Source organism: Nocardiopsis exhalans (assembly GCF_024134545.1).
In the GTDB taxonomy this organism is placed as follows: domain Bacteria; phylum Actinomycetota; class Actinomycetes; order Streptosporangiales; family Streptosporangiaceae; genus Nocardiopsis; species Nocardiopsis exhalans.
Genome location: NZ_CP099837.1, coordinates 284,181 through 304,673 on the forward strand (window position 1 = coordinate 284,181; position 20,493 = coordinate 304,673).

Genomic DNA, 20,493 nt, shown 5'->3' on the forward strand with positions numbered 1-20,493 from the left:
GCCAGGCGGCCCCCAGGACATGGGGGCGGCTCTGCCGGTCTGGACCTGGGGGGTACGGGGTGCAACCATTGTGGTGCCGTGGTCTCCCTCTTGTAGCGGGAGAGGGCTCACGGCGAAAGGCCGCCGCCTCGACCGGTTACGAGGCGGCGGCCGCTTGCTTTCTCCGGTCAGGGCCGGGTGCGAAACCGGTACCGGATGTTTCACGTGAAACTTCCGGCGTGCCGCTAACCGGCGTGAACTGCGCTTTCGTAGCCGAAAGAGGGGACCGGAGGGTTCATGCAGCGGCCCATCGCCCGGTGCCAGCGGTTACCGCGCAGCCGCGGTTCGAGGGCGGCCAGCGCTGCCGCGTACTTGCTGAACCGCGCCTCGCGAACCCCGAGCTCGTGCAGCCGCCGCTCCGTCGTGGTCAGCCCGCCCCGGGTCTTGACCTCCAGCAGCACCGTGTCCGGGCGCATCCGCACCTCCCAGCCGCCCCGGTAGCCGACCAGGTCGTGGTCCACGGTCACCCGCTCCTCGCCGGACAGGGCCACCACCGTGGTCCGGCGGTAGTCGGTCACGGCGGCGGGCAGCAGGACGTCCGGCGGGTCCAGGCGGCAGCGGCTCAGGGAGCGGTCCAGGAAGTCCCGGGTCCGCCAGGTCAACCGGTCCACGGGGGCGTCCATCGGGAGTTCGGTCCGCACCTTGTCGGTGATCCCGCGCGCACCCTTCAGCTTCACCTCGAACATCCTCGTCCCGGTGTCCACGTAGGTGCGGGTGCGCACCTTGTAGCGCAGCCGCCGCCCCTGCCGGTGGTCGTGGAAGGTCCGCAGGTCCGGGGTGTCCAGGTAGGTGGAGGAGTACAGGAAGGAGGTACGGCCGCCGATCTCCAGTACCCCGAACCCGCCCTCCGCCCCCGCGAAGAGGGCGGGCACCAGCTCGGCGGGGAGCAGGTACTTGCGGCAGGTGCGGGTGACCAGGGCGGCGCGCTCGTTGATCTCGGCCAGGGACACGGGCCGCAGTCGTTCCAGGCCGGGCGGTCCCTCAGCCGGGCGGCCCACAGCGCTTACCGGCACGGCCTCCGGCGCGGTCCTCGGACCCGGGCCGGTGGCGGCGCCGGTGAGTCCGGGGGAGAGGTCGAGGCTCAACGGGCACCCCACCAGGCGGGCATGGGCTGACGGCGCTCGGCCGCCGTGCCCGGCACCTCGGCCAGCTTCGGCTCCTGGAAGCGCACGTCCACCACCATCAGGTCACGCACGTAGTCCACCTCCGTGACGTCCACGTGCCGCACCCGTCCGCGCAGCCGCCCCTCCAGGTCCTGCCGGAGTGCCACCGGGTCCTCGTGCACGACGTCCAGCGTCATGATCCGCCGCTGCGTGCGGGCCAACAGTTTCGGGTGCCCGGCCAGGTACAGGGCGGACAGCAGCAGGGCGTTCAGCCCCACCACGAGCCACGGCATCGGAGCGGCCACCGCGTTCACCAGACCGAGGGCGATCGCCACGAAGTAATAGCCGATCTCGCCCTGACTGATCAGGTCCGAGCGCAGCCGCAGGATCGACAGCACCCCGAACAGCCCGAAGCCGACCGCCAGGCCCACCTCCTGCTGGGCCAGCATGGAGACCACGGCGAAGATGCCGACGTTGAGCGCCACGTAGGCGAGCACCAGGTCCCGCCGGCCGTGCCTGCGGAAGTAGAGGGCGTAGGACAACACCGTGATAGCGGTCAGGTCGACCGCCAACGCGAAGAAGAACATGTGACCATCGTGGAAGGCCGGGGTGAGGCCTTCATGAGCCTTCCATGAGGGAACGTTCATCTTCGGATGGCGGGGCTGTCACCCGGACGCCCGGTCACTCAGCCCCGGCCAGCTCACCCGGTCAGCCGGTACCCCATGCCCCGCACCGTCACGATGCGCTCCGAACCCACCTTGCGGCGCAGCGCGCGCACGAACACGTCCACCACGTTGGAGCCCGGGTCGTAGTCGTAGCCCCACACGTGCGAGAGCATCTGCTGCCGGGTCATCACCTGCCCCTGGTGCCGTATGAGCAGCTCCAGCAGGGCGAACTCCCGGGCGGTGAGGTCGATGGAGTCCCCGCCCACCGCCACCCGGCGGGTGCGCAGGTCCAGGGACAGCCCGCCCGCGCGCAGTACCGTGGGGTCGGCGGTGCGCTCGGTGCGTATCCGCAGCCGCACCCGGGCCAGCAGCTCCTCGAACCGGAACGGCTTGGTGACGTAGTCGTCGGCGCCGATCTCCAGCCCGGTCACGGTGTCGCGCACCCCGTCCCGGGCGGTCAGGATCACCACGGGGACGTCCACGCCCAGGGAGCGCACCCGGCGCAGCACGTCGAAGCCGTCGGTGTCCGGCAGGCCCAGGTCCAGCAGCATCAGGTCGAACCCGCCGGTGACCGCGTAGTCCACGGCCTCCGCTCCGGTGCCCACCACCGTGGTGGTGAACCCGCTGGCGGTCAGGCCCTTGCGCACGAACGAGGCGATCCGCTCCTCGTCCTCGACGATGAGTACCCGGCTCACAGGTGTTCCCTTCCAACGCGTCCGTCAACGGGGGACAGGGGGAGGACCAGGGTGAAGGTGGAGCCCGCCCCGGGGGCCGAGCGCAGGTCCACCCGGCCGTGGTGGGCCTCGGCGATCGCCCGGACGATGGCCAGGCCCAGCCCGGCGCCGCGGTCACCGCGCGCGGTGCGCCCGCCCCGGGAGAAGCGTTCGAAGACGCGTCCGTGCTCCTCGGCGGGGATGCCGGGGCCCTGGTCGGACACCCACAGCCGCACCTCGGCACCGCTGACCCGCGAACCCGTGCGCAGGGTCGACCCGGGCGCGGTGTGCCGCACGGCGTTGGCCGCGAGCTGCACCATGGCCTGGGTGACGCGCTGCGGGTCCAGCCGCACGGTCTCCTCGGCCAGGCCCTCCAGCCGCCAGTCCCGGTCGCCCAGCTGGCGGACCTTGGCATCGATGTCGCTGGTGAGCTCGGCCAGGGAGACGGGTTCGGGGCGGACGAAGTCGGGCTGCTGGGCCTTGGCGAGCAGCAGCAGGTCCTCGACGATGCGGCCCATCCGGTCCAGTTCGTCGGTGACCAGCCGGACCACCTCCCGGCGCTCCCCGGGGTCGTCGCCCATGAGCTCCAGCTGGCCGCGCACGATGGTGATGGGGGTGCGCAGTTCGTGTCCGGCGTCGTCGACGAAGCGGCGCTGCTCGGTGAACGCGCCCTCCAGCCGGTCCAGCATGCTGTTGAACTGCTCGGCCAGGGCCGCGATGTCGTCCCGGCCGGACACCTCGATGCGCTGGGTGAGGTCCTCCTCGGAGATCTCCGCGGCGGTCTGCCGGACCAGCCGGACCGGGGCGAGGATGCGGCCGGCCACCCACCAGGCGGCGGTGCCGGCGGCGAGCAGCCCCAGGCCGCTGACCAGGGCCAGGGTGCTCATGGTCCCGGACGTGGTTTGGTCGTCCTGAGCGGTGAAGTAGCCGATCACGAACCACCCCGCCGTGCCTTCTCCACCCGGTGGGAGTACGCGGACCTTCTCCCACTCGACCGGCCCGGCGGGGGTGTCCAGTGCGCCCCGGGCGTCGTCGGCGCCCAGGACCGCCTCGACCGTCTCCGGATCGGCGGACAGGTCGTAGGGCGGTTCCTGCCCCTGCCGGATACGCCCGGTGTCGGTTTGGGCCATGCCCCGCCCGCCACGCGAGGCGGTCTGTTCCTGAGCGCTCTCGTCGGGCTCGTCCACCCAGCCAAAGAGGATCTCGGAGTCATCGGGGTACTGGCGCTCCAGGTGGACCCGGATGAGGGAGGCGACGTCGGTGAAGGCCTGCCCGGTGCCCGGGTCCACCCCGACCGCCGCGAACTCCTGGAATTCGGCGGTCTCCTGGGCCAGGGCGCGATCGACCCGCTCGTCGGTCCGGGCGGTCAGGGCGCTCCAGGTGACGACGTTGACCAGCACGAGGACGGCGGTCATGAGCAGTACGACCCACACCATGATGAGCAGCCGTGCGGGCACCCGTCGGCGCTGGGGGAGCTCGGGCTGCGGCCCGCGGATGACCATCGTGGGAAAGAGCGAGGTACGCCCCGAGGGGCCCTCGGGGCCGGAAGCCGCGCCTGCGGGTCTGGAACGGCCGGGCGGAACGGGCACGGTGGTGGCGTCGGGATCGGCGCCGTCAGCACCCTCGGCACCGCCTCCGCCCCGGGGGCGGTCAGTCGTCATCGTCGTCCCCGTTCTCGTACCGCGCGTCCAAACAGTCGTCCCACCAGTCGTCCCACTCGTCCTCACCCCAGGCCTCGTGGTTCACGTTCTCGTCGAGGCAGTCGAAGGGGAACCCCGTCGGTGCGGGCTCGGGTTCGGGCGAGGGCTCCGCGGACGGGCTCCCGGCACCGCCCCGGTCGGTAACGGGCGGCGGCGGTTCGACCAGGCCGTCATCGGTGGGCCCGGCGGTGGCGTCATCGGTGGACTCACCGACCACCACCTCCGAGGCGGGGACCGGGTCGGGAGCGCGCAGGAACACCGCCCAGACCAGGGCGGCGGCCGCGACCAGCACGACCGTCAGCGCCCCGAGAACCGGCGGCACCAGAGGTGATCTCATAACTGACGAGCTTGTCCGAGGAAGACGGCGTCCGGATGAAGCGGACATGAGGAAGTCTTCATTCTCGCAGGTGGACCCCGTCATCGAGGGGAGCGGCCCGACGGAGCCTCACGGCGTCTGCGCGTCTGGACGATCCCGATGGACGCGCTGGTCACCCGCCCCCTCCTGAAGATGACCTTGCTACCAGGAGCGAAATCGGCGTCGAACTTGCTTCTGGTAGCAAGATCATCGGGGATGAGATCAGCAGAAACCAGAACGGGTCTCAGTAGCGGCGGCCGCGGAGTTCGGCGACCAGGACGGCGGCCTGGGTGCGGCGCTTGAGGTCCAGCTTGGCCAGCAGCGCCGACACGTAGTTCTTCACGGTCTTCTCCGCCAGGTACAGCCGCTCGCCGATCTGCCGGTTGGTCATGCCCTCGCCGATGAGGTCGAGGATCTGCCGTTCCTGCGGGGTCAGCTCGGCCAGCGGGTCCGGCTCGGCCTGGGCGCCGCGCAGCCGCTCCAGCATCGCCCCGGTGCTGCCCGAGTCCAGCAGGGAACCGCCCGCGGCGACCGTGCGGACCGCGCCGACCAGGTCGGCGCCGTGGATCTGCTTGAGCACGTACCCGGCGGCCCCGGCCATGACGGCGTCGTAGAGGGCGTCCTCGTCGGCGAAGGACGTGAGCATCAGGCAGGCGATCTCGGGGTGGTCGGACCGGATCTCCCGGCACACCTGCACGCCCGAACCGCCCGGCAGCCGCACGTCCAGTACGGCGACGTCGGGCAGGACGACGGGGATCCGCGACAGCGCCTGTTCTGCGGTTCCGGCCTCACCGACGACGGTCATGTCGTCCTCGGTCTCCAGCAGCGCGGCCACACCGCGCCGGACGACCTCGTGGTCGTCGACGAGGAAGACCCTGATCTGTTTCCGAGCACCCTCGGCCCCACCACCGGTCATCGGTCCTCCCTCATCCCACATCGCGCGCGTGACACCACTCCGATGAAGACGTTAACGCCTGTGCGGGGCCCCGCGGGGGTCTTAAGGCACTGAACTCCCCGGGCAAAAGTCCTGGAAACGGACAAAATTCCTGCCCGGGGAGCAAAGTGCCTGTTCACGGCTGGTGGGGATGTGACTACTGTCGCCGCATCGTCACCATCCCGTCACCGAGAAATCGCGTTGTGTGAAGCCCTCAGGGCCGCCGAGACGCCCAGGGCCGGGCGAGTTCGAAGGCCCGGCAGGCCCGCAGCACGCGCTCGTCGGAGTGGCGGGGGCCCACCACCTGAAGGCCGATCGGCAGCCCCGAGCCGCTGAACCCGCACGGAATGCTCGCCGCGGGCTGCTGGGTCATGTTGAAGGGGTAGCTGAACCCGGCCCAGGACGTCCACCGCCGCCCGGCCAGCTCCGGCGGCGACTCCAGTCCGGCCTCGAAGGCCACCATCGGCATGGTCGGGGTGAGCAGCAGGTCGTAGGTCTCGTGGAAGCGTCCCATCTGGGCGCCCATCGCCATCCGCAGTGCCATCGCGGTCAGGTAGTCCTGCGCCGAGTAGGTCAGCCCCTCCTCGATGATCGCCCGCAGCCCCGGGTCCTGCAGGTCCCGGTCCCGCGCGGTGAGCTTCTCGGTGGCCTTGGCCGCGCCCGAGTACCAGAGCACGTGGAACTCGTCCACGGACTCCGGCAGCCCCGGATCGGCCTCCTCCACCTTGGCGCCCAGCGACTCGAACACGCGCACCGCCTCGGCGACCGCGCGGGCCACCTCCGGGTCCACGTGCTGCCCGCCCAGTGTGGGGCTGTAGGCGATCCGCAGCCCGCGGACCAGCTCCGCGGGGTCGGCACCGCGGCCCGCCTCGGCCAGGCCGGGGCCCGGGGTGGGCAGCGCCATCCAGTCCCGGGCGTCGAAGCCGCTGATCACGTCCAGCATCAGCGCCATGTCGCCCACGGTCCGGGCTATCGGCCCGGTGTGCGCCAGCGACCCGAACGGGCTCGCGGGGTAGTGCGGGACCAGCCCCCAGGTGGGCTTGATCCCGCAGACCCCGGTGAAACTCGCCGGGATGCGGATGGACCCGCCCCCGTCGGTGCCGGTGGACAGCGGGCCCATCCCGGCCGCCACCGCCGCCGCCGAACCCCCGCTGGAGCCGCCGGGCGTGGTGGACAGGTCCCACGGGTTGCGCGTGATCCCGGTGAGCGGGTTGTCGGTGACACCCTTCCAGGCCAGCTCGGGGGTGGTGGTCTTGCCGACGAACACCGCCCCGTGCTCGCGCATCCGGGCCACCACCGGGGAGTCCTCGTCCCACGGGCCCTCCTGGGAGGCGGCCACCGACCCCTTGAGGGTGGGCCACCCCTTCGTCAGGTGGATGTCCTTGACGGAGGCGGGCACCCCGTCCAGCTTTCCGACCGGTTCGCCGCGCCGCCACCGTTCGGCGGAGGCCCGGGCCGCCTCGCGCGCCTCCTCGGGGCGCACCAGGCAGAAGGCGTTCAACGCGGGGTTGTCCTGCTCGATGCGGTCGAGCACCGCCTCCACCGCCTCCACCGGGGAGAGCTCCCCGGTGGAGTAGGCGTGCAGGAGTTCTTCGGCGGACAGGTCGGCCGGGGTCACGGGGTCTCCCGTGCGCGCCGACGGGGCGCCGCGCGCGGCACCCCCGTCGGCTCCGGTGGAGCCTTCGGCCGTACCGACGGCCGCACCAGCGTTGTCGGTCTCGGCCCGGTCGGAACGGATCGTCACTTCAGCCTCCCAAGTCACGCGAGGGGTCAGCCGGGTACGTAGCCCCGGCTCTTGTCCACGACATTGCGCAGTTCACGCCCGTCCAGGTAGCGGGCGAGGTTGTCCAGGAACAGCTCCACCAGGTCCTCCCGCCAACCGACCACGTCACCGGACATGTGCGGAGAGACGACGGAGCCCGGCAGGCCCCACAGGGGGTTGACGGCCTTGAGCGGTTCCCTTTCGAAGACGTCCAGTGCCGCACCGGCGATCGAGCCCCGGTCCAGGGCGGCGACCAGGTCGGACTGGACGACAATCGGGCCGCGGGCGATGTTGATCAGCCGCGCGGTGGGCTTCATGAGGTCGAGGAAGTGCCGGTCGACCAGGCCGTGGGTGGCCTCGGTGAGCGGGGCCGCGATGACCACGTAGTCGGCCTCGGGGACCTCGGTGTGCAGGGTGTTCCCGCCGCCCCGGGCTCGCTCGGCCAGGGTGGACTCGGCGACGGAGCCGAAGTCGGGGTCGCCGTCGCGGGCGCGGCTGCCCGAGCCGCGCACCTGCACGCCGACGGCCTGGAGCTTGCGGGTGATCGCGCGGCCGATGGGGCCGGTACCGACGACGAGGGCGCGTTTGCCCGTCACCCGTTCGGTCTCGCGGTGCTTCCACAGCCGGTCGTGCTGGTACTCCCAGGTGCGGTGGAAGTCCTTGGCGAAGGAGATCACCAGCCCCAGGACGTACTCGGCGATGTGCTCGTCGAAGACGCCGCGCGAGTTGGTGACGACCGCGTCACTGTCCACCAGCCCGGGGAACATCAGGTTGTCGACGCCCGTGGTGGCGGCGTGCACCCAGCGCAGGGAGTCGGCCTTGGCCCAGGAGTCGGAGAGGGCCTCGGTGAACAGGTCCCACACCAGCAGGGCGTCCGTGCCCGGAAGCTTGGCGGAGAGTTCGTCGGCGGTGGCGTAGACGACCTCTCCGAGCCCGGGGTGGTCGTCGATGCGTTCGTGCCCCGGCGGGAGGTCGTCCCCTCGGAGAACGAGGAGACGGGGACGGTCGGGCGCGGACGGGGTGGCGGTGGAACTGTTCACGGGCGCGCTTTCCGGTTGCGGCGGTGCTCTGATCTCGGCGCTCTGGCCTTGTTCTTCATCCTGCCGTCGAGGGGTGGTTCCGCCCTGCACGGGAAACGCTAGGGAGCCGACATGGGATTGTCAACAATCCACAAAACGACTGTTTCCGGCTAAAGGTGCATGTGGGGCTGCCCCGACACTGGCGGGATACCCGTACCCCCCGAGGTCTATTGCCGCCCCTGGCGGGTTAATCGTAAGATTGTCGACAATCAACATTCCCGTGACCCAGAAGCCCACGGGGACCCGGGAGCCTCAGCGGAACCCGTGGAAATCCCGTCGATGGACCAGCACTCGAAGGGAGGGCACTTGCCCCGCTACATGACCGTCACACTCGCCAAACGCGGGGTCTCCTGCGTGGCGGAGCTGCTCGACAAGGACGCGCCCCGCACCTGCGAGGCGGTGTGGAAAGCCCTCCCGCAAGGTGACGCCGTCCAGCACGCCAAGTACGCGCGCAACGAGGTCTACACGATGGTCCCGAGGTTCGCCGACCCCGAACCCGGCCAGGAGAACCCCACCGTCACCCCGATCCCCGGCGACATCGTCTACTTCTCCTTCGACGGGGGCATGCTCGACCGCTCCTTCAAGGAGGACAAGGGCATCGACCACCTGCCCGGCGTCATCGACCTCGCCCTCTTCTACGGCCGCAACAACCTCCTGCTCAACGGCGACGTGGGCTGGGTGCCCGGCAACGTGTTCGCCACCGTCGTCGAGAACCTCCCCGCCATGGCCGAGGCCTGCAACGACGTCTGGCGCTCCGGCAGTGTCGGTGAGCGCCTCCTGTACGAGCGGCTCGAGCGCTGACCGGGCGCGCCCGCCCCCAAGCCCGTAAGCCCCGAAGCCCGCGAGTCCGAAGCCCGAAAGCACAGCACTGTCAACAGCACTGGGAGGTGAGTGACCGATGCGGAACGAGGGAAACCGGCCGGCCCACGAGCACGGCCTGGAAGCCGCACTCCACGCGGCGGGTGCGCCCGTACCCGAACAGGCCGCCGCACACGAGGTCGTCGAACTGGCGGCGGCCACACGGACCCCGTGGCAGGCGGGTATCGGCGTGATCGCGCCCTACGACTTCGCGCTCGACCGCGAACTGTGGCGCTGGGCGCCCGACGACGTTTCGCTGCACGTCACTCGCCTGCCGTACGTGCACGTTCCGGTGACGGTCGACCAGGCCGCCGCCCTCAGCAAGGGCAAGAGCGTGACCAGGGCGGTCCGCGCGCTCCTGGCCCCCGAACCCCGTGCTGTCGGCTACGCCTGCGCCTCGGGCAGCTTCGTCCACGGCGCGGCGGGCGAACGCGAACTCCACCGGACCATGCTGGCCGCGGGCGCACCGGCCGCCGTCACCACCTCCGGAGCGCTGATCCGCGCCCTGGAGACCCTGGGGGCGGACCGGATCGCGGTGGTGACCCCGTACGTGGACAGCGTCACCGACCGCTTGCTCGACTACCTTGCCGAACACGAAGTGGCGGTCACCTCCAGCGTCGGCCTCGGCCTGCTCAGTCACATCTGGAAGGTCACCTACGCCGACGTCGCCCGCGCGGTGCACGAAGCCGACCGCCCGGACGCGCAGGCCGTGTACATCAGCTGCACCAACGTCCTCACCTACGACATCATCGCGCCGCTGGAACGGGAACTGGGTAAACCGGTGATAGCGGCCAACCAGGTCACCATGTGGGGCCTGCTGCGGGCCGCAGACCGCCGGGCCGTGGCCCACGGACAGAGCCTGATCGACGTCGCGGCGCCCAGCGCCGCGTGACCACCGCCCGGAGGGCGCCAGCGCCTCGAACCGCGACGAGGAGAACCATGACCCGTGTCGGAATCCTGTACCCCGGCCACAGCGCCGAGAACGACTACAAGACCTTCGCCGAACTGCTCGGCGGGGAGGTCGAACTCCCCGTGGTGCACACCCTCATGCGCGAGGACGCCCACCGGGTGGACGCCCTGCTGGACGTCGGCAGCGAGGCCGTGCTCGCCGAGGGGGCGCGGGAGCTCGCCGCCCTGGAGGTCGACTCCGCGGTCTGGGCCTGCACGAGCGGAAGCTTCGTGTTCGGCTGGGAGGGTGCCCGGCGCCAGGTCCAGGGCGTGCGGGACGTGACGGGGGTGCCGAGTTCCAGCACATCCTTCGCCTTCGTGCACGCCCTGGCCCAGTTGCGGATCTCCCGGGTCGCGATCGCCGCCACCTACCCGGACGACGTCGCCCGGCGCTTCGTGGAGTTCCTCACCGCGGCGGGCGTCACCGTGCTGTCCCTGGCCAGCCACGGCATCGCCACCGCCGCCGAGGTGGGCGGCCTCGACCCGGACGACGCGCTCGACTTCGTCATCTCCAACGACCACCCCAGAGCCGAGGCCGTCCTGGTCCCGGACACCGCCCTGCACAGCGCGGACCTCATCGAACCGATGGAGGCCCTGCTGGGCAAGACCGTGCTCACCGCCAATCAGGTGAGCGTCTGGGAGGGGCTCCGGCTCGCCGGTCAGTGCCAGGCCAGGCCCGGCCCGGGCACGCTCTTGCGTTCCGGGGCCTCCGTGGTCCGGAGCGCCTTCGCCGCCGGTTAACCTCGGGGCCAGCCCGCGCCCGGTTCGTCACAGTCGTGCCGCGTCCGCCGCACCCCGTCGCTTCCGAAGACGAACCAGTAGTTCCGAACCAGTAGTTCCGAACCAGTAGTTCCGAAGAAAGGGAACCTCCATGTCAGCCCCTGGTCAGCTCAGACCCGTCCCCCGGCGGTCCACCGCCGAGCTGATCGCCGACCAGCTGAGGTCCGCGATCATGTACGGCTCCCTCGCCCCCGGGGACCAGCTCGGCGAGGCCGAACTGGCGGGGCAGCTGGGGGTCAGCCGGGGCCCGCTCCGCGAGGCCATGCAGCGCCTGGTCCAGGAGGGCCTGCTCCGCAGCGAACGGCACAGGGGCCTGTTCGTGTGCGAGCTGACCCCCGACGACGTCCGGGACGTCTACGTGGCCCGCCTCGCGGTGGAACGCGCCGCCTGCGAGCTGATCATGCGCGGTAACCGCGGTGAGGCCCTGGCCCGCCTCACCCCCGCGGTGGACCGGCTGGCCGAGGCCGCCGCCAGCGGCGACCGGACCGCGATGAGCGACGCCGACCAGGAGTTCCACCAGACCCTGGTCAGCTGCGCGGGCAACTCACGCCTGGAGCGCATGGCCCAGACCCTGCTGGTGGAGACCCGGATGTGCCTGACCGTGATGCAGGACGTCTACCCCGAGCCCCAGGAGCTCCTGGACGAGCACCGGCGCATCCTGGACGCGATCGTGGAGGGCGCCGAGGAGCGGCTGCTGGAGCTGATCGAGTCGCACATGGTCGACACCGTCGCCCGGATCAACGCCGAGTCCCCGGCCCCGGAGCTCGGTTCCGAGATCTGAGACCGGTCACCGCTCATTGCGGGTGGCCGCCATTGACGGAACCTCGTACCGGGGTCGATAAATCGATGCGGGGAATTGCGCCGTACGGGTTGCGTGCCGGTGGGTATTTCGTGCTAGCGTCCTTTTCGGGCGGCTAGGAAAGGCTATTTCGGACCCCAACCGCACGAACCTCTGACGGAACTCCGCTAAGGACCCACGGTGACCGCACTCCACGGCTTCGCGAACGCCTCCGGCGCGCGCCCCGCCGTGCTGTCCGCCCCGGTCCGGCGCACCCTGGTGCTACTCGGTCTGCTGTGCGGTGCCCTGGTGGCCCTCTGGCTCCTCGGGGCCGCCTCCGCGCAGGCCGCGGAGGCCGAGGACCTTCCCTTGGCCGGTGACACCGGCCTGGCGGAGACCGCCGAACAGGGCGGGGACACACTCGCTCCGCCAGAGTCGGCGCTGGAGCCGGTCGTACCGGAACCGGCCGCCGAGGCCGTGGAACCGGTGCACCAGGCCCTGGGCACCACTCTCGACGAGGTCACCACCGAGGTCGGCGGGCACATCGACGACACCGTCGCCGCCACCGGTCCGGTCGGCACCGACAAGACTCCGGTGACCGCGCCTGACCAGGAAAGCGTCCCCCAGCGGACCACTGCTCCGGCTGAGGAAGCCGAGCCGGAGCCCGACACCGCCGTGCAGGTCCACGAGGGCCCGCACGTGCTGGACGGCCTCCCCGAAACCGGTGACCCGGCCGAGCCCGCCGCGTCCGCGACCGCCGACGCGACCACATCGGACGCCGACCCGGCCGAGCGCACGGCGTCCTCCAACGCCTCCGCGCACACCGGTACGGCCACCGGCCCCACCTGCGCGAACTCCCCCTCCCGCGTCGGCCTTCCCGCGCCGACGCCCGGCCTCGACCAGGCCGCCCGGCACTTCCTGCGCGCGGTCCCCAGCGCCGCCGCGGACGAGCCGACCTTCGCACCCGACTAGCGGGTCCTCTTCCTGTCGCCGCAGCGCGACGTCCGGCCCACGCACGCTCCGCCCAGCCCCGGCCCCTCGCCTCTTCGCGAGTGACCGCCCGGACGCCCTGGGGACTGTCGTGAGCCCCGCTCTCCCGAGGCCCGCCCCACAGGCGTACCCGGTGGCAGAAGCGGAGTTCACGTCAGTCGGCGGCCCGTCGGACCACTGACTGAGAATCCCGGCCGGGAGACCCCTGGCACCGTCCGTCCCCAGCGAGGACTTCCGGCCGGGCCACACACGAACGACCGAACACCGACTTTGAGGACTCCCATGTTCGACAACACCCGTACCTCGGCCCGGACCCTGCTGATCGCCGCCACCACCGCCGGCTTCGTCGCCCTCGGCGGCGGTCTGGCCTCCGCGGACACCCTCGACCGCGTCGCCAACCCGGGCACGGTCAACAAGGTCGCCAACCCGGGCACGGTCAACAAGATCACCGCTCCGGGCGCCGCTGACCCGGACGTCAGTGCTCCGCAGGTCGAGCTCCCCGAGGCCCCCGAGGTCACCGCGCCCGACACGAACGATGTCGCGGACTCCGCGCAGGAGCAGGTCGACAGTGTCGACGCGACCGTCCCCCAGGTGAACGCCCCGGAGCCGAGCACCGACGAGTACACCGCCGCTGCCCGCGGCGTCACCCACTCCGTGCTCTACGCCGTCACCGTGGCCCGTGGAGACGCCGAGGCCGTTGCCTTCGAGGCCGCTTCCGTGACGGGTCAGGTCCTGGACGGTGTCGACACCGACACCGACACCGACACCGACCTGGAGGTCGTCGACGCCCTGCCTGAGACCGACGGCCTCGCCGAGCTCCCCGAGGCGGCTGACGTCGAGGGCGCGACCGAAGCAGTCGAGCTGCCCGAGGCCCCCGGCGTCGAGGAAGTCGAGGACGTCGTCGGCGGCGCCGCTCCGTCCGACCTGGCCGACCCCGAAGCCGTGGACACCGGCCTCGTCGGCGCCGAGGCCCCGGACACCGACCTGCCCGGCGGTCTGCTCTAAGGAGCCCAAGGACCGCGTGCCCCGTTCGCTGAGAGCGGGCGCACGCGGCCTCGGCCGGTGTGTGAGCCGCTCCGCTCAGGCGGAGGCGACCGTGGAACCGTGGGGGTTCGCGGCGCGCCTCCGGCGGGGCGCAGGGGGCACGGGAGGAGTCCCCAGCCGTCCGAGGCACCTCCAGCGGCTCCGGGGAAGGAAGGCGGGTTCGCGGCCGGGCGGGCTGTCGCGGACCCCTTCCCCGGAGCCGCGCCCTCTCCTCCTTCCCCGGGCCCAGGGGCGCCCTTTCCATGTCCGAAACCCGCCTTTCCCCTTATCGTTCCGCGCAGTTTCGACGCGCCTTTTTCTGGGCGCCGTTTCATGCTTTCGGAAACAAAGGGGAACAGGCGGGAATGCGGATCAGTCGAGTCCGCCGATGCCCACGTACTTGGTGTCCAGGAACTCGTCGATGCCGACCCGGCCGCCCTCGCGGCCCAGACCCGAGTGCTTGACCCCGCCGAACGGCGCCGCCGGGTTGGACACCACGCCCTGGTTGAGGCCGACCATGCCGGTCTCCAGGGCCTCGCTGACCCGCATCGCCCGGTTGAGGTCCCGGGTGTACAGGTAGCTGACCAGGCCGAACTCGGTGTCGTTGGCGGCCCGGACCGCTTCCTCCTCGGTCTCGAAGGTCAGTACCGGCGCCACCGGACCGAAGATCTCGGTGTTGGACAGCTCCGCCGCGAAGGGCACATCGGCGAGCACCGTCGGCTGGTAGAAGTGCCCGGGGCCCTCGCCCGGGCCGCCGCCGACGAGCACGCGCGCGCCCCGCTCCACGGCGTCGTCCACCAGGCTCTGCACCTTCTGCCGGGCCTTGTCGTCGATCAGCGGGCCCACGTCGGCGCCCTCGTCCAACCCCCGGCCCAGCCGGAGCGCGCCCATGCGCTCGCTGAGCCGGCGGGAGAACTCCTCCGCGATCCCGGACTGCGCGTAGATCCGGTTGGCCGCCGTGCAGGCCTCGCCGATGTTGCGCATCTTGGCGAGCATCGCCCCGTCCACCGCGGCGTCCAGGTCGGCGTCGTCGAAGACCAGGAACGGGGCGTTGCCGCCCAGCTCCATGGAGGTGCGCAGGACCTGGGGTGCGCTCTGCTCCAGCAGCTTCCTGCCCACGGCGGTGGATCCGGTGAAGGAGAGCTTGCGGATGCGGCCGTCCGTGAGGAGGGGTTCGGTGATCCCGCCGGGGTCGGTCGTGGGCAGGACGCTCAGGACGCCTTCGGGCAGACCCGCCTCGTCGAGGATCCCGGCCAGGGCCAGTGCGGACAGGGGGGTCTGGTGGGCGGGCTTGAGGATCATCGTGCACCCGGAGGCGATGGCCGGGCCGATCTTGCGGGTGCCCATCGCCATGGGGAAGTTCCAGGGGGTGATGAGCATGCAGGGGCCGACCGGCTGGCGCATGATGAGGAAGCGCGACTTGCCGTCCGGGGAGGTGGCGAAACCGCCGTCGATCCGCACGGCCTCCTCGGCGAACCAGCGGAAGAACTCGGCGGCGTAGGCGATCTCCCCCTTGGCCTCGGCGAGCGGCTTGCCCATCTCGAGGGTCATCAGGACCGCCAGCTCCTCCTGGCGCTCCATGAGCAGCTGAAAGGCCCGGTACAGGATCTGGCTGCGTTCGCGGGGCGCGACCTTCGCCCACCCCGGCTGCGCCCGCTCGGCCGCGTCCAGAGCCCGCAGGGCGTCATCCTTGCCCGCGTCCGCGACCTCGCACAGCACCTTGCGGGTGGAGGGGTCCTCGACCTCGAAAGCGGCACCGGAGGAGGCGTCCTGCCACTTTCCGCCCAGGAAAAGCCTCTTGTCCACCTGTGCGACGACCTGTGCTTCGCGATCCGACATGTTCTCTCCTCCGTCGACGGGCCGCCCCGGTGCCGGGGGGCCTGTGGTCAGAACTGCCCGACGTGCGCCCGCTGGACACCGCCGCGTCCCGGATGTTTCCATAGCAGCGTCGATTGTCAACAATCCTACGGAACCCGATACAAGGAATTGAGGCCATCGCATGGCGGAGCTCTCCCCGGCCCTCAAGCAGGCGACCCCGGTCGTCGCCGCACGAGGCGAGGGTGTCTACATCTACGACGATGACGACCGTCGCTTCCTGGACTTCACCGCCGGGATCGGAGTCACCAGCACCGGGCACTGCCACCCGAAGGTGGTCGCCGCCGCCCAGGAGCAGGTCGCGACGCTCATCCACGGCCAGTACACCACCGTGATGCACAAGCCCCTGCTCCGACTCACCGAGCGGCTCGGCGAGGTCCTGCCCGAGGGCATCGACCGGCTGTTCTACGTGAACTCCGGCAGCGAGGCGGTGGAGGCCGCGCTGCGCCTGGCCCGCCAGGCCACCGGCCGACAGAACGCCGTGGTCTTCCAGGGCTCCTTCCACGGCCGCACCATGGGCGCCGCCTCCCTGACCACCTCCGGGGTGAAGATCCGCGCCGGCATCGGCCCCCTGGTCCCCGGCGTGGTGGTCTCGCCCTTCCCGTACGCCTACCGGCTCGGCCTCTCCGAGGAAGAGGCCGTGGCCTACGCGCTGCGCGAGCTGGACTACCAGTTCGCCACGGTGACCTCCCCGAAGGACACCGCCGCCGTGTTCATCGAACCGGTCCTCGGCGAGGGCGGCTACGTCCCCGTCCCGGACGCCTTCCTCCAGGGGCTGCGCGAGCGCGCCGATCAGCACGGGTTCCTGCTGGTCGCCGACGAGGTCCAGACCGGCTTCGGCCGCACCGGCACCTTCTGGGGCCACGAGCCCTCGGGGATCCGCCCGGACATCGTCATCACCGCCAAGGGCCTGGCCAGCGGTTTCCCGCTCTCGGCCATCGCCGCACCGAACGCTGTCATGGAGAAGGCATGGCCGGGCTCCCAGGGCGGCACCTACGGCGGCAACGCCGTGTCCTGTGCCGCCGCCCTGGCCACCCTGGACGTCATCCAGGAGGAAGGCCTCGTGGAGAACGCGGCCCGCCAGGGCGAGCGCCTCCAGCAGGGGCTGGCCAAGATCGCCGAGGCCAACCCGGCCATCGGCGACGTCCGCGGCCGCGGCCTGATGCAGGCCAACGAGTTCGTCACCCCGGACGGCCAGCCCGACGGCGCCGCCGCCCTGCGCGTCCAGCAGGCCGCCGCCCAGAACGGCCTCCTGCTCCTGACCTGCGGCCCGGCGGGCAACGTCGTCCGCTTCATCCCGGCCCTGGTGGTCAACGCCGACCAGGTCGACACCGCCCTGGAACTGTGGGCGGCCTCCGTCGAGGAAGCCATCTGACCAGCCCGGACGCCGCCGGAACCCCGGCGGCGTCCGCATGGCCCGCGTCACACCCGAAAATGGCGCGAAGGCACTCCGGCGCCGTGATAGAGTCGGAGACGTCGCAAGGGAGAGCGTAGCTCACCCGGGCGACACACAACTGAAGACCTGCACTCGTAGCTCAATGGATAGAGCATCTGACTACGGATCAGAAGGTTGGGGGTTCGAGTCCTCCCGAGTGCGCCACCATGAGACAGTGGAGAAGCCGCCCGAACTGCGAAAGCAGCTCGGGCGGCTTCTTTTGTGCCATGGGTGGGGGAGCCCTCTTACGGGCCGCGATGCACATTCGGTGCAGATGCCCTGGGTCGGTCCCGGTGTCTGTTTCAGGCGGCGAGGACCCGGGGCCGCGCGGCGTCCCTTGTTTTGACCACCTCGTCCAGGAGGTCTGGGAACGGACGCCCGTACCGGTCCAGAGTCATGGTGGCGGTCGCGTACCCGAGCATCGCTTGCACGACCTTCACATGGGCCCGGCGGTGATGGCGAGCGACGCGGCTGTCGGTGCCTGGATCGAATGGGTCTTCTACACGCTCGGCGTTGTCCACGACTTGGCAGTGTCGACGACGCGAAGGATCGGAGCCATCCGCAGGTGCCAGGAGGACATCGCCGAGCGAGCTCGTACCGCCACCCCAGGCGGACGGGACGTACGTTTCGCCGACGCGGCTTCAGATCGTGGCGGGAATGGACTGGTCGTGCAGGTAGGCGTCCAGTTCCAGGAAGCCCAACAGCCTCTGGCGCATGTCGGCCCTGTCGGGTGAAGCCATCGGATATCAGTGATCGCCGAGGCGGTCCAGGATGTGCCGGGTGTGGGCCCGCAACACGGGAAGAGCCCTCTCGGCCACCTCCTGGGCGCCCGGGACGGAACCGGCAAGTCCTTGCAGTACTTCCTCGAACGCCTTCGGGAACGCCTCGGCCAACATCGCCACACGCCCGGTCAGGAGCTCCGGATCCAGCCCGAGGGTGTCGGCGGCCTTCCTCAGCTGGTGGCGTCTGATCCGCGACGCGATGCGCTCCCCGCCGATGGACAGGGCCACCGACCTGTCGACTTTCCGAGCGTCGTAGGCCAGACCCGTGGCCAGGTCGTACAGCGGAGCCACCCGGGTCAGCCCCGGTGCGCGCAGCACAGAGATGTTCTTCGCGTGCCCGTCGGGAGCGCCGGCCACCAGGTTGACGAGCAGGAAGTCCGCGAGAGCGAGCCGGTCGTCGAACAAACCGGTCGACTCGCGGGTGAGGACCCGCATCATGTCCGCCAGGCCCGGACCGTTGCGGGACTCGTACTTGTGCGCGGGCATGCGTCCGCACGCCTGCGCGAAGTCCTCCTGGTGCGTGCGCAGGACGCGGCCGGCTTCCAGGGAGCGGTCGAAGCGGTCGATGACGATAGCCCACTGGTCGTCGAACCGGGTGAGGGTGCTCTTGGCGACGACCACACCCACGGCTGAGGCCGCCTCCATGGTGACGTGTTCGACCAGGGCCTGGTGGTGCAGCTGCTTGATCCCCGGCTTGACGATGTGCGTGGTGGCGGCGCTGCCGTGGGCCGTGTGCCAGCGCCCGTCGATCCTCGCGAGTGCGAACTTCTCCTGCTGCCCGCCCAACGACCAGTGTTCACCGGGCATCGTCCAGGACGGCTCATCGCCGGCGAGTGCGCGGATCCGCTCGGCGATCTCGGTGTCGCTGGTCGGTTGGTGTTCGCCCTCGCGCGTGCGAAGCTCCTCCAGGTCCTCCTCGCGACAGAACTGGACGGCTCCCGGGCAGTCCCAGCCCATCGCCGCGAGGATGCCGAACGCGTCGTCCACGGCGACCCCGAGCTGGTCGGACCACGCGGCGCGGGCGTCCTCGTTCTCGGGAAGCAGCCCGAACAGGTACGGGTTGACTCTTTTCGCCGGGTGGGTGGCTCGTTGGATGGGCAGGCGCGCCGAGAGTGCCACCTCGCCGTCGCGCACGTACTCGGCCGTGTAGGAGAACGTGGGATCGTCGCCGGAGGCCGCGCGCTCCAGGTGCCCTACCACTTGGCCTGACAGCAGGACGGCCAGGCGCTCAGTCATCGCGGTTGTCCCTGCTGCCGGTGTCCGGAAGACCCCAGGAGGCCCGACGCTCCTGTGAGGCCGCGCGTAGACCAGCGCCGACTTCGTCCGGCGGTTCTTGCTGAGTTCTCGGCTTCTGCGCGGACTCGGCACGGCTCCGACCGGTGTCCGGCTGTGTCTGCTGCTGCGCATCGACGCTCGGGCGCAGGGTGAGCGTCAGGTCCAAAGCGGCCAGCAGACGAAGCAAGGGCTCCAGTTCGGCTCCACGGTGACCGGCCTCGACGCGGGCCAGCCAGGAACGGGCGACATTGGCTCGGGCTGCCAGAGTCGCCTGGCTGAGGCCCTGGGAGAGTCGGGTGTCGCGGACCAGGCCGCCGAGCTTCGACCACCCCGTCAGGGTGAACTCTTCCGGCATCGCATCTTCTCCGTCCTCGTTCGAGGACATTCTACGTGTGTCCTCGAACGAGGACAAAGGAACATTGTCCTCGTCCCGGAGGCCGAGGCTCTGTGGCGCTGCCCGGTCAGGCGGTGATCATCATCGGTAAACGGGGGTGGCTCCCGCAGAGCTTGTTGGTTTCCTACTTGTTTGACACAATCAGCATCATGTCCGAGACGACGTACAGCATTGGTGAGGGGCCGGCGACCCGGGTCAGCCTTTCCCTGCCCGAGGGGACAGCGGAAGCGATCCGGTCCCGGGTCGGCAAACGGGAGTTCTCCGCGTTCATCACCGCGGCCGTCGAGCGGGAACTGCGGGGACAGGTGCTGGACGAGTACCTGGCCGACTACGAGAGCCGCAAGGGGCCGGTGTCCGAGCAGGCGCGGCTGCGTGCGCGGCAAGTGTTCGACGAAGTGTTCGCGGAGGAGGACCAGTGGCCCGCCGTCGGCTGAGCCACGAGGGGACGCTGGTCCTGGACAGCGAAGGGCTCTCCAAGCTGCTCGCCGATGACGAGACCGTGGTGGCCCTGGTCACGGAGGCGCGCTCACGCGGCATGGAGGTGGTGATCTGTGCGCTCACCATCATCGAGGCCGTGCACTCCCGCACGAACAAGGCGCGGTTGAACTGGGTGCTGTCCGGTCTGCGCGCTGTCCCGGTGGGCGATGAGGAGGCAAAGGCTGCTTCGGCGCTGTTGATGGGGGCCGGGCTGCACGGTCACAAGTACGCCATCGACGCGGCCGTGGCCGAGGTAGCGCTCCGGCAGCACCGGCCTGTGGTCATGCTGACCTCCGACATCGACAACATGACCAAGCTCTGTGGCGACCGGGTCCGCCTCGTCTCCGTGTGAGCCGTCAGAGGGCTGCTTTCGGGCCGACGGGCCCGGTACCGACCACTTCCCGGCATTCCACCGGCGGAGCCAGCCGCGACGGATACCCCGTCCGGGAAGTGTGCTTGTCCGGTTCGGGACTTCGAAGGCCCTGATCGGCCGACGTTCGTCGCTTTCCGATGCTGCTCCGGTGACCG

The 20,493-nt window shown here is 70.7% G+C and carries 21 protein-coding genes and 1 tRNA gene; 10 read left to right on the forward strand and 12 right to left on the reverse strand.

Annotation, left to right across the window (positions count from 1 at the left end; translation table 11 throughout):
* Positions 1–224: 224 nt before the first annotated feature.
* The 8 genes from NE857_RS01300 to NE857_RS01335 all read right to left on the reverse strand — a co-directional run bounded on the left by NE857_RS01300 (position 225) and on the right by NE857_RS01335 (position 8,311).
* Positions 225–1,124, reverse strand: a complete 900-nt coding sequence (locus NE857_RS01300; RefSeq protein WP_425572145.1) for a polyphosphate polymerase domain-containing protein — start codon at positions 1,122–1,124, stop codon at positions 225–227.
* Entirely contained in the window at positions 1,121–1,729 is a 609-nt protein-coding gene (locus NE857_RS01305; RefSeq protein ID WP_184367116.1) for a DUF4956 domain-containing protein, read from the reverse strand. The genes NE857_RS01300 and NE857_RS01305 overlap by 4 nt, the downstream gene beginning before the upstream one ends.
* Before the next feature lie 113 nt (positions 1,730–1,842).
* Positions 1,843–2,502 carry a response regulator transcription factor gene (locus NE857_RS01310; protein WP_184367117.1) on the reverse strand — a complete coding sequence of 220 codons (660 nt, stop codon included), beginning with the start codon at positions 2,500–2,502 and terminating at the stop codon, positions 1,843–1,845.
* On the reverse strand, positions 2,499–4,181 hold the full coding sequence (locus NE857_RS01315; RefSeq protein ID WP_254419410.1) for a sensor histidine kinase: 1,683 nt from the start codon (positions 4,179–4,181) through the stop codon (positions 2,499–2,501). Before NE857_RS01315 ends, NE857_RS01310 begins: the two co-directional genes overlap by 4 nt.
* On the reverse strand, positions 4,171–4,557 hold the full coding sequence (locus NE857_RS01320; RefSeq protein ID WP_254419411.1) for a hypothetical protein: 387 nt from the start codon (positions 4,555–4,557) through the stop codon (positions 4,171–4,173). Before NE857_RS01320 ends, NE857_RS01315 begins: the two co-directional genes overlap by 11 nt.
* 262 nt (positions 4,558–4,819) lie before the next feature.
* Positions 4,820–5,491: a response regulator gene (locus tag NE857_RS01325; RefSeq protein ID WP_184367119.1), complete on the reverse strand. Its 672-nt coding sequence runs from the start codon at positions 5,489–5,491 to the stop codon at positions 4,820–4,822.
* A 232-nt stretch (positions 5,492–5,723) separates the two neighbouring features.
* A complete protein-coding gene (locus NE857_RS01330) occupies positions 5,724–7,253 on the reverse strand; it encodes an amidase (protein ID WP_254419412.1) in 1,530 nt (509 codons plus the stop codon).
* A gap of 26 nt (positions 7,254–7,279) precedes the next feature.
* Complete coding sequence (locus NE857_RS01335; protein WP_254419413.1) at positions 7,280–8,311, reverse strand: D-2-hydroxyacid dehydrogenase; 1,032 nt, start codon at positions 8,309–8,311, stop codon at positions 7,280–7,282.
* Between the two features lie 357 nt (positions 8,312–8,668).
* Here NE857_RS01335 and NE857_RS01340 point away from each other — a divergent pair, with 357 nt between their 5' ends.
* The 6 genes from NE857_RS01340 (at position 8,669) to NE857_RS01365 (ending at position 13,709) form a co-directional block, all read left to right on the forward strand.
* A complete protein-coding gene (locus NE857_RS01340) occupies positions 8,669–9,151 on the forward strand; it encodes a DUF3830 family protein (RefSeq protein WP_254421835.1) in 483 nt (160 codons plus the stop codon).
* 97 nt (positions 9,152–9,248) lie between these two features.
* A complete protein-coding gene (locus NE857_RS01345; protein ID WP_254419414.1) occupies positions 9,249–10,100 on the forward strand; it encodes a maleate cis-trans isomerase family protein in 852 nt (283 codons plus the stop codon).
* A gap of 47 nt (positions 10,101–10,147) precedes the next feature.
* Entirely contained in the window at positions 10,148–10,897 is a 750-nt protein-coding gene (locus NE857_RS01350) for a maleate cis-trans isomerase family protein (protein ID WP_254419415.1), read from the forward strand.
* A gap of 130 nt (positions 10,898–11,027) precedes the next feature.
* Positions 11,028–11,717, forward strand: coding sequence for a GntR family transcriptional regulator (locus NE857_RS01355; protein WP_254419416.1), 690 nt, complete (start codon positions 11,028–11,030; stop codon positions 11,715–11,717).
* Positions 11,718–11,915: 198 nt separating this feature from the next.
* Positions 11,916–12,686 (forward strand): hypothetical protein, encoded by a 771-nt coding sequence (locus NE857_RS01360; protein ID WP_254419417.1) that lies wholly within the window; start codon positions 11,916–11,918, stop codon positions 12,684–12,686.
* Between the two features lie 300 nt (positions 12,687–12,986).
* Positions 12,987–13,709 (forward strand): hypothetical protein, encoded by a 723-nt coding sequence (locus tag NE857_RS01365; protein WP_254419418.1) that lies wholly within the window; start codon positions 12,987–12,989, stop codon positions 13,707–13,709.
* Between the two features lie 390 nt (positions 13,710–14,099).
* On the opposite strand, the gene NE857_RS01370 is transcribed toward NE857_RS01365, so the two are convergent.
* A complete protein-coding gene (locus NE857_RS01370; protein WP_254419419.1) occupies positions 14,100–15,566 on the reverse strand; it encodes an NAD-dependent succinate-semialdehyde dehydrogenase in 1,467 nt (488 codons plus the stop codon).
* Positions 15,567–15,726: 160 nt separating this feature from the next.
* On the opposite strand from NE857_RS01370, the gene NE857_RS01375 reads away from it, so the two are divergent.
* Both NE857_RS01375 and NE857_RS01380 read left to right on the forward strand, forming a co-directional pair.
* Positions 15,727–16,977, forward strand: a complete 1,251-nt coding sequence (locus NE857_RS01375; protein WP_254419420.1) for an aspartate aminotransferase family protein — start codon at positions 15,727–15,729, stop codon at positions 16,975–16,977.
* A 149-nt stretch (positions 16,978–17,126) separates the two neighbouring features.
* Positions 17,127–17,202 (forward strand) — tRNA-Arg (locus NE857_RS01380).
* 137 nt (positions 17,203–17,339) lie between these two features.
* Here NE857_RS01380 and NE857_RS01385 read toward each other — a convergent pair.
* The 3 genes from NE857_RS01385 to NE857_RS01395 all read right to left on the reverse strand — a co-directional run bounded on the left by NE857_RS01385 (position 17,340) and on the right by NE857_RS01395 (position 19,449).
* Positions 17,340–17,558: a hypothetical protein gene (locus NE857_RS01385; protein WP_254419421.1), complete on the reverse strand. Its 219-nt coding sequence runs from the start codon at positions 17,556–17,558 to the stop codon at positions 17,340–17,342.
* A 225-nt stretch (positions 17,559–17,783) separates the two neighbouring features.
* Positions 17,784–19,055, reverse strand: coding sequence for a HipA domain-containing protein (locus NE857_RS01390; protein WP_254419422.1), 1,272 nt, complete (start codon positions 19,053–19,055; stop codon positions 17,784–17,786).
* Positions 19,048–19,449 (reverse strand): helix-turn-helix domain-containing protein, encoded by a 402-nt coding sequence (locus tag NE857_RS01395; RefSeq protein ID WP_254419423.1) that lies wholly within the window; start codon positions 19,447–19,449, stop codon positions 19,048–19,050. The genes NE857_RS01390 and NE857_RS01395 overlap by 8 nt, the downstream gene beginning before the upstream one ends.
* A 188-nt stretch (positions 19,450–19,637) precedes the next feature.
* On the opposite strand from NE857_RS01395, the gene NE857_RS01400 reads away from it, so the two are divergent.
* A complete protein-coding gene (locus NE857_RS01400) occupies positions 19,638–19,922 on the forward strand; it encodes a hypothetical protein (RefSeq protein WP_254419424.1) in 285 nt (94 codons plus the stop codon).
* A complete protein-coding gene (locus tag NE857_RS01405; protein WP_254419425.1) occupies positions 19,904–20,317 on the forward strand; it encodes a DNA-binding protein in 414 nt (137 codons plus the stop codon). The genes NE857_RS01400 and NE857_RS01405 overlap by 19 nt, the downstream gene beginning before the upstream one ends.
* Positions 20,318–20,493: the final 176 nt, after the last annotated feature.

Excerpts from the sequence above, each read along its gene's own strand:
- NE857_RS01345 (WP_254419414.1), top strand. The coding sequence starts at position 9,249 with ATGCGGAACGAGGGAAACCGGCCGGCCCACGAGCACGGCCTGGAAGCC.
- NE857_RS01390 (WP_254419422.1), bottom strand. The coding sequence starts at position 19,055 with ATGACTGAGCGCCTGGCCGTCCTGCTGTCAGGCCAAGTGGTAGGGCAC.
- NE857_RS01320 (WP_254419411.1), bottom strand. The coding sequence starts at position 4,557 with ATGAGATCACCTCTGGTGCCGCCGGTTCTCGGGGCGCTGACGGTCGTG.
- NE857_RS01355 (WP_254419416.1), top strand. The coding sequence starts at position 11,028 with ATGTCAGCCCCTGGTCAGCTCAGACCCGTCCCCCGGCGGTCCACCGCC.
- NE857_RS01325 (WP_184367119.1), bottom strand. The coding sequence starts at position 5,491 with ATGACCGGTGGTGGGGCCGAGGGTGCTCGGAAACAGATCAGGGTCTTC.
- NE857_RS01370 (WP_254419419.1), bottom strand. The coding sequence starts at position 15,566 with ATGTCGGATCGCGAAGCACAGGTCGTCGCACAGGTGGACAAGAGGCTT.
- NE857_RS01365 (WP_254419418.1), top strand. The coding sequence starts at position 12,987 with ATGTTCGACAACACCCGTACCTCGGCCCGGACCCTGCTGATCGCCGCC.
- NE857_RS01375 (WP_254419420.1), top strand. The coding sequence starts at position 15,727 with ATGGCGGAGCTCTCCCCGGCCCTCAAGCAGGCGACCCCGGTCGTCGCC.
- NE857_RS01395 (WP_254419423.1), bottom strand. The coding sequence starts at position 19,449 with ATGCCGGAAGAGTTCACCCTGACGGGGTGGTCGAAGCTCGGCGGCCTG.
- NE857_RS01315 (WP_254419410.1), bottom strand. The coding sequence starts at position 4,181 with ATGACGACTGACCGCCCCCGGGGCGGAGGCGGTGCCGAGGGTGCTGAC.
- NE857_RS01340 (WP_254421835.1), top strand. The coding sequence starts at position 8,669 with ATGACCGTCACACTCGCCAAACGCGGGGTCTCCTGCGTGGCGGAGCTG.
- NE857_RS01400 (WP_254419424.1), top strand. The coding sequence starts at position 19,638 with ATGTCCGAGACGACGTACAGCATTGGTGAGGGGCCGGCGACCCGGGTC.
- NE857_RS01350 (WP_254419415.1), top strand. The coding sequence starts at position 10,148 with ATGACCCGTGTCGGAATCCTGTACCCCGGCCACAGCGCCGAGAACGAC.
- NE857_RS01305 (WP_184367116.1), bottom strand. The coding sequence starts at position 1,729 with ATGTTCTTCTTCGCGTTGGCGGTCGACCTGACCGCTATCACGGTGTTG.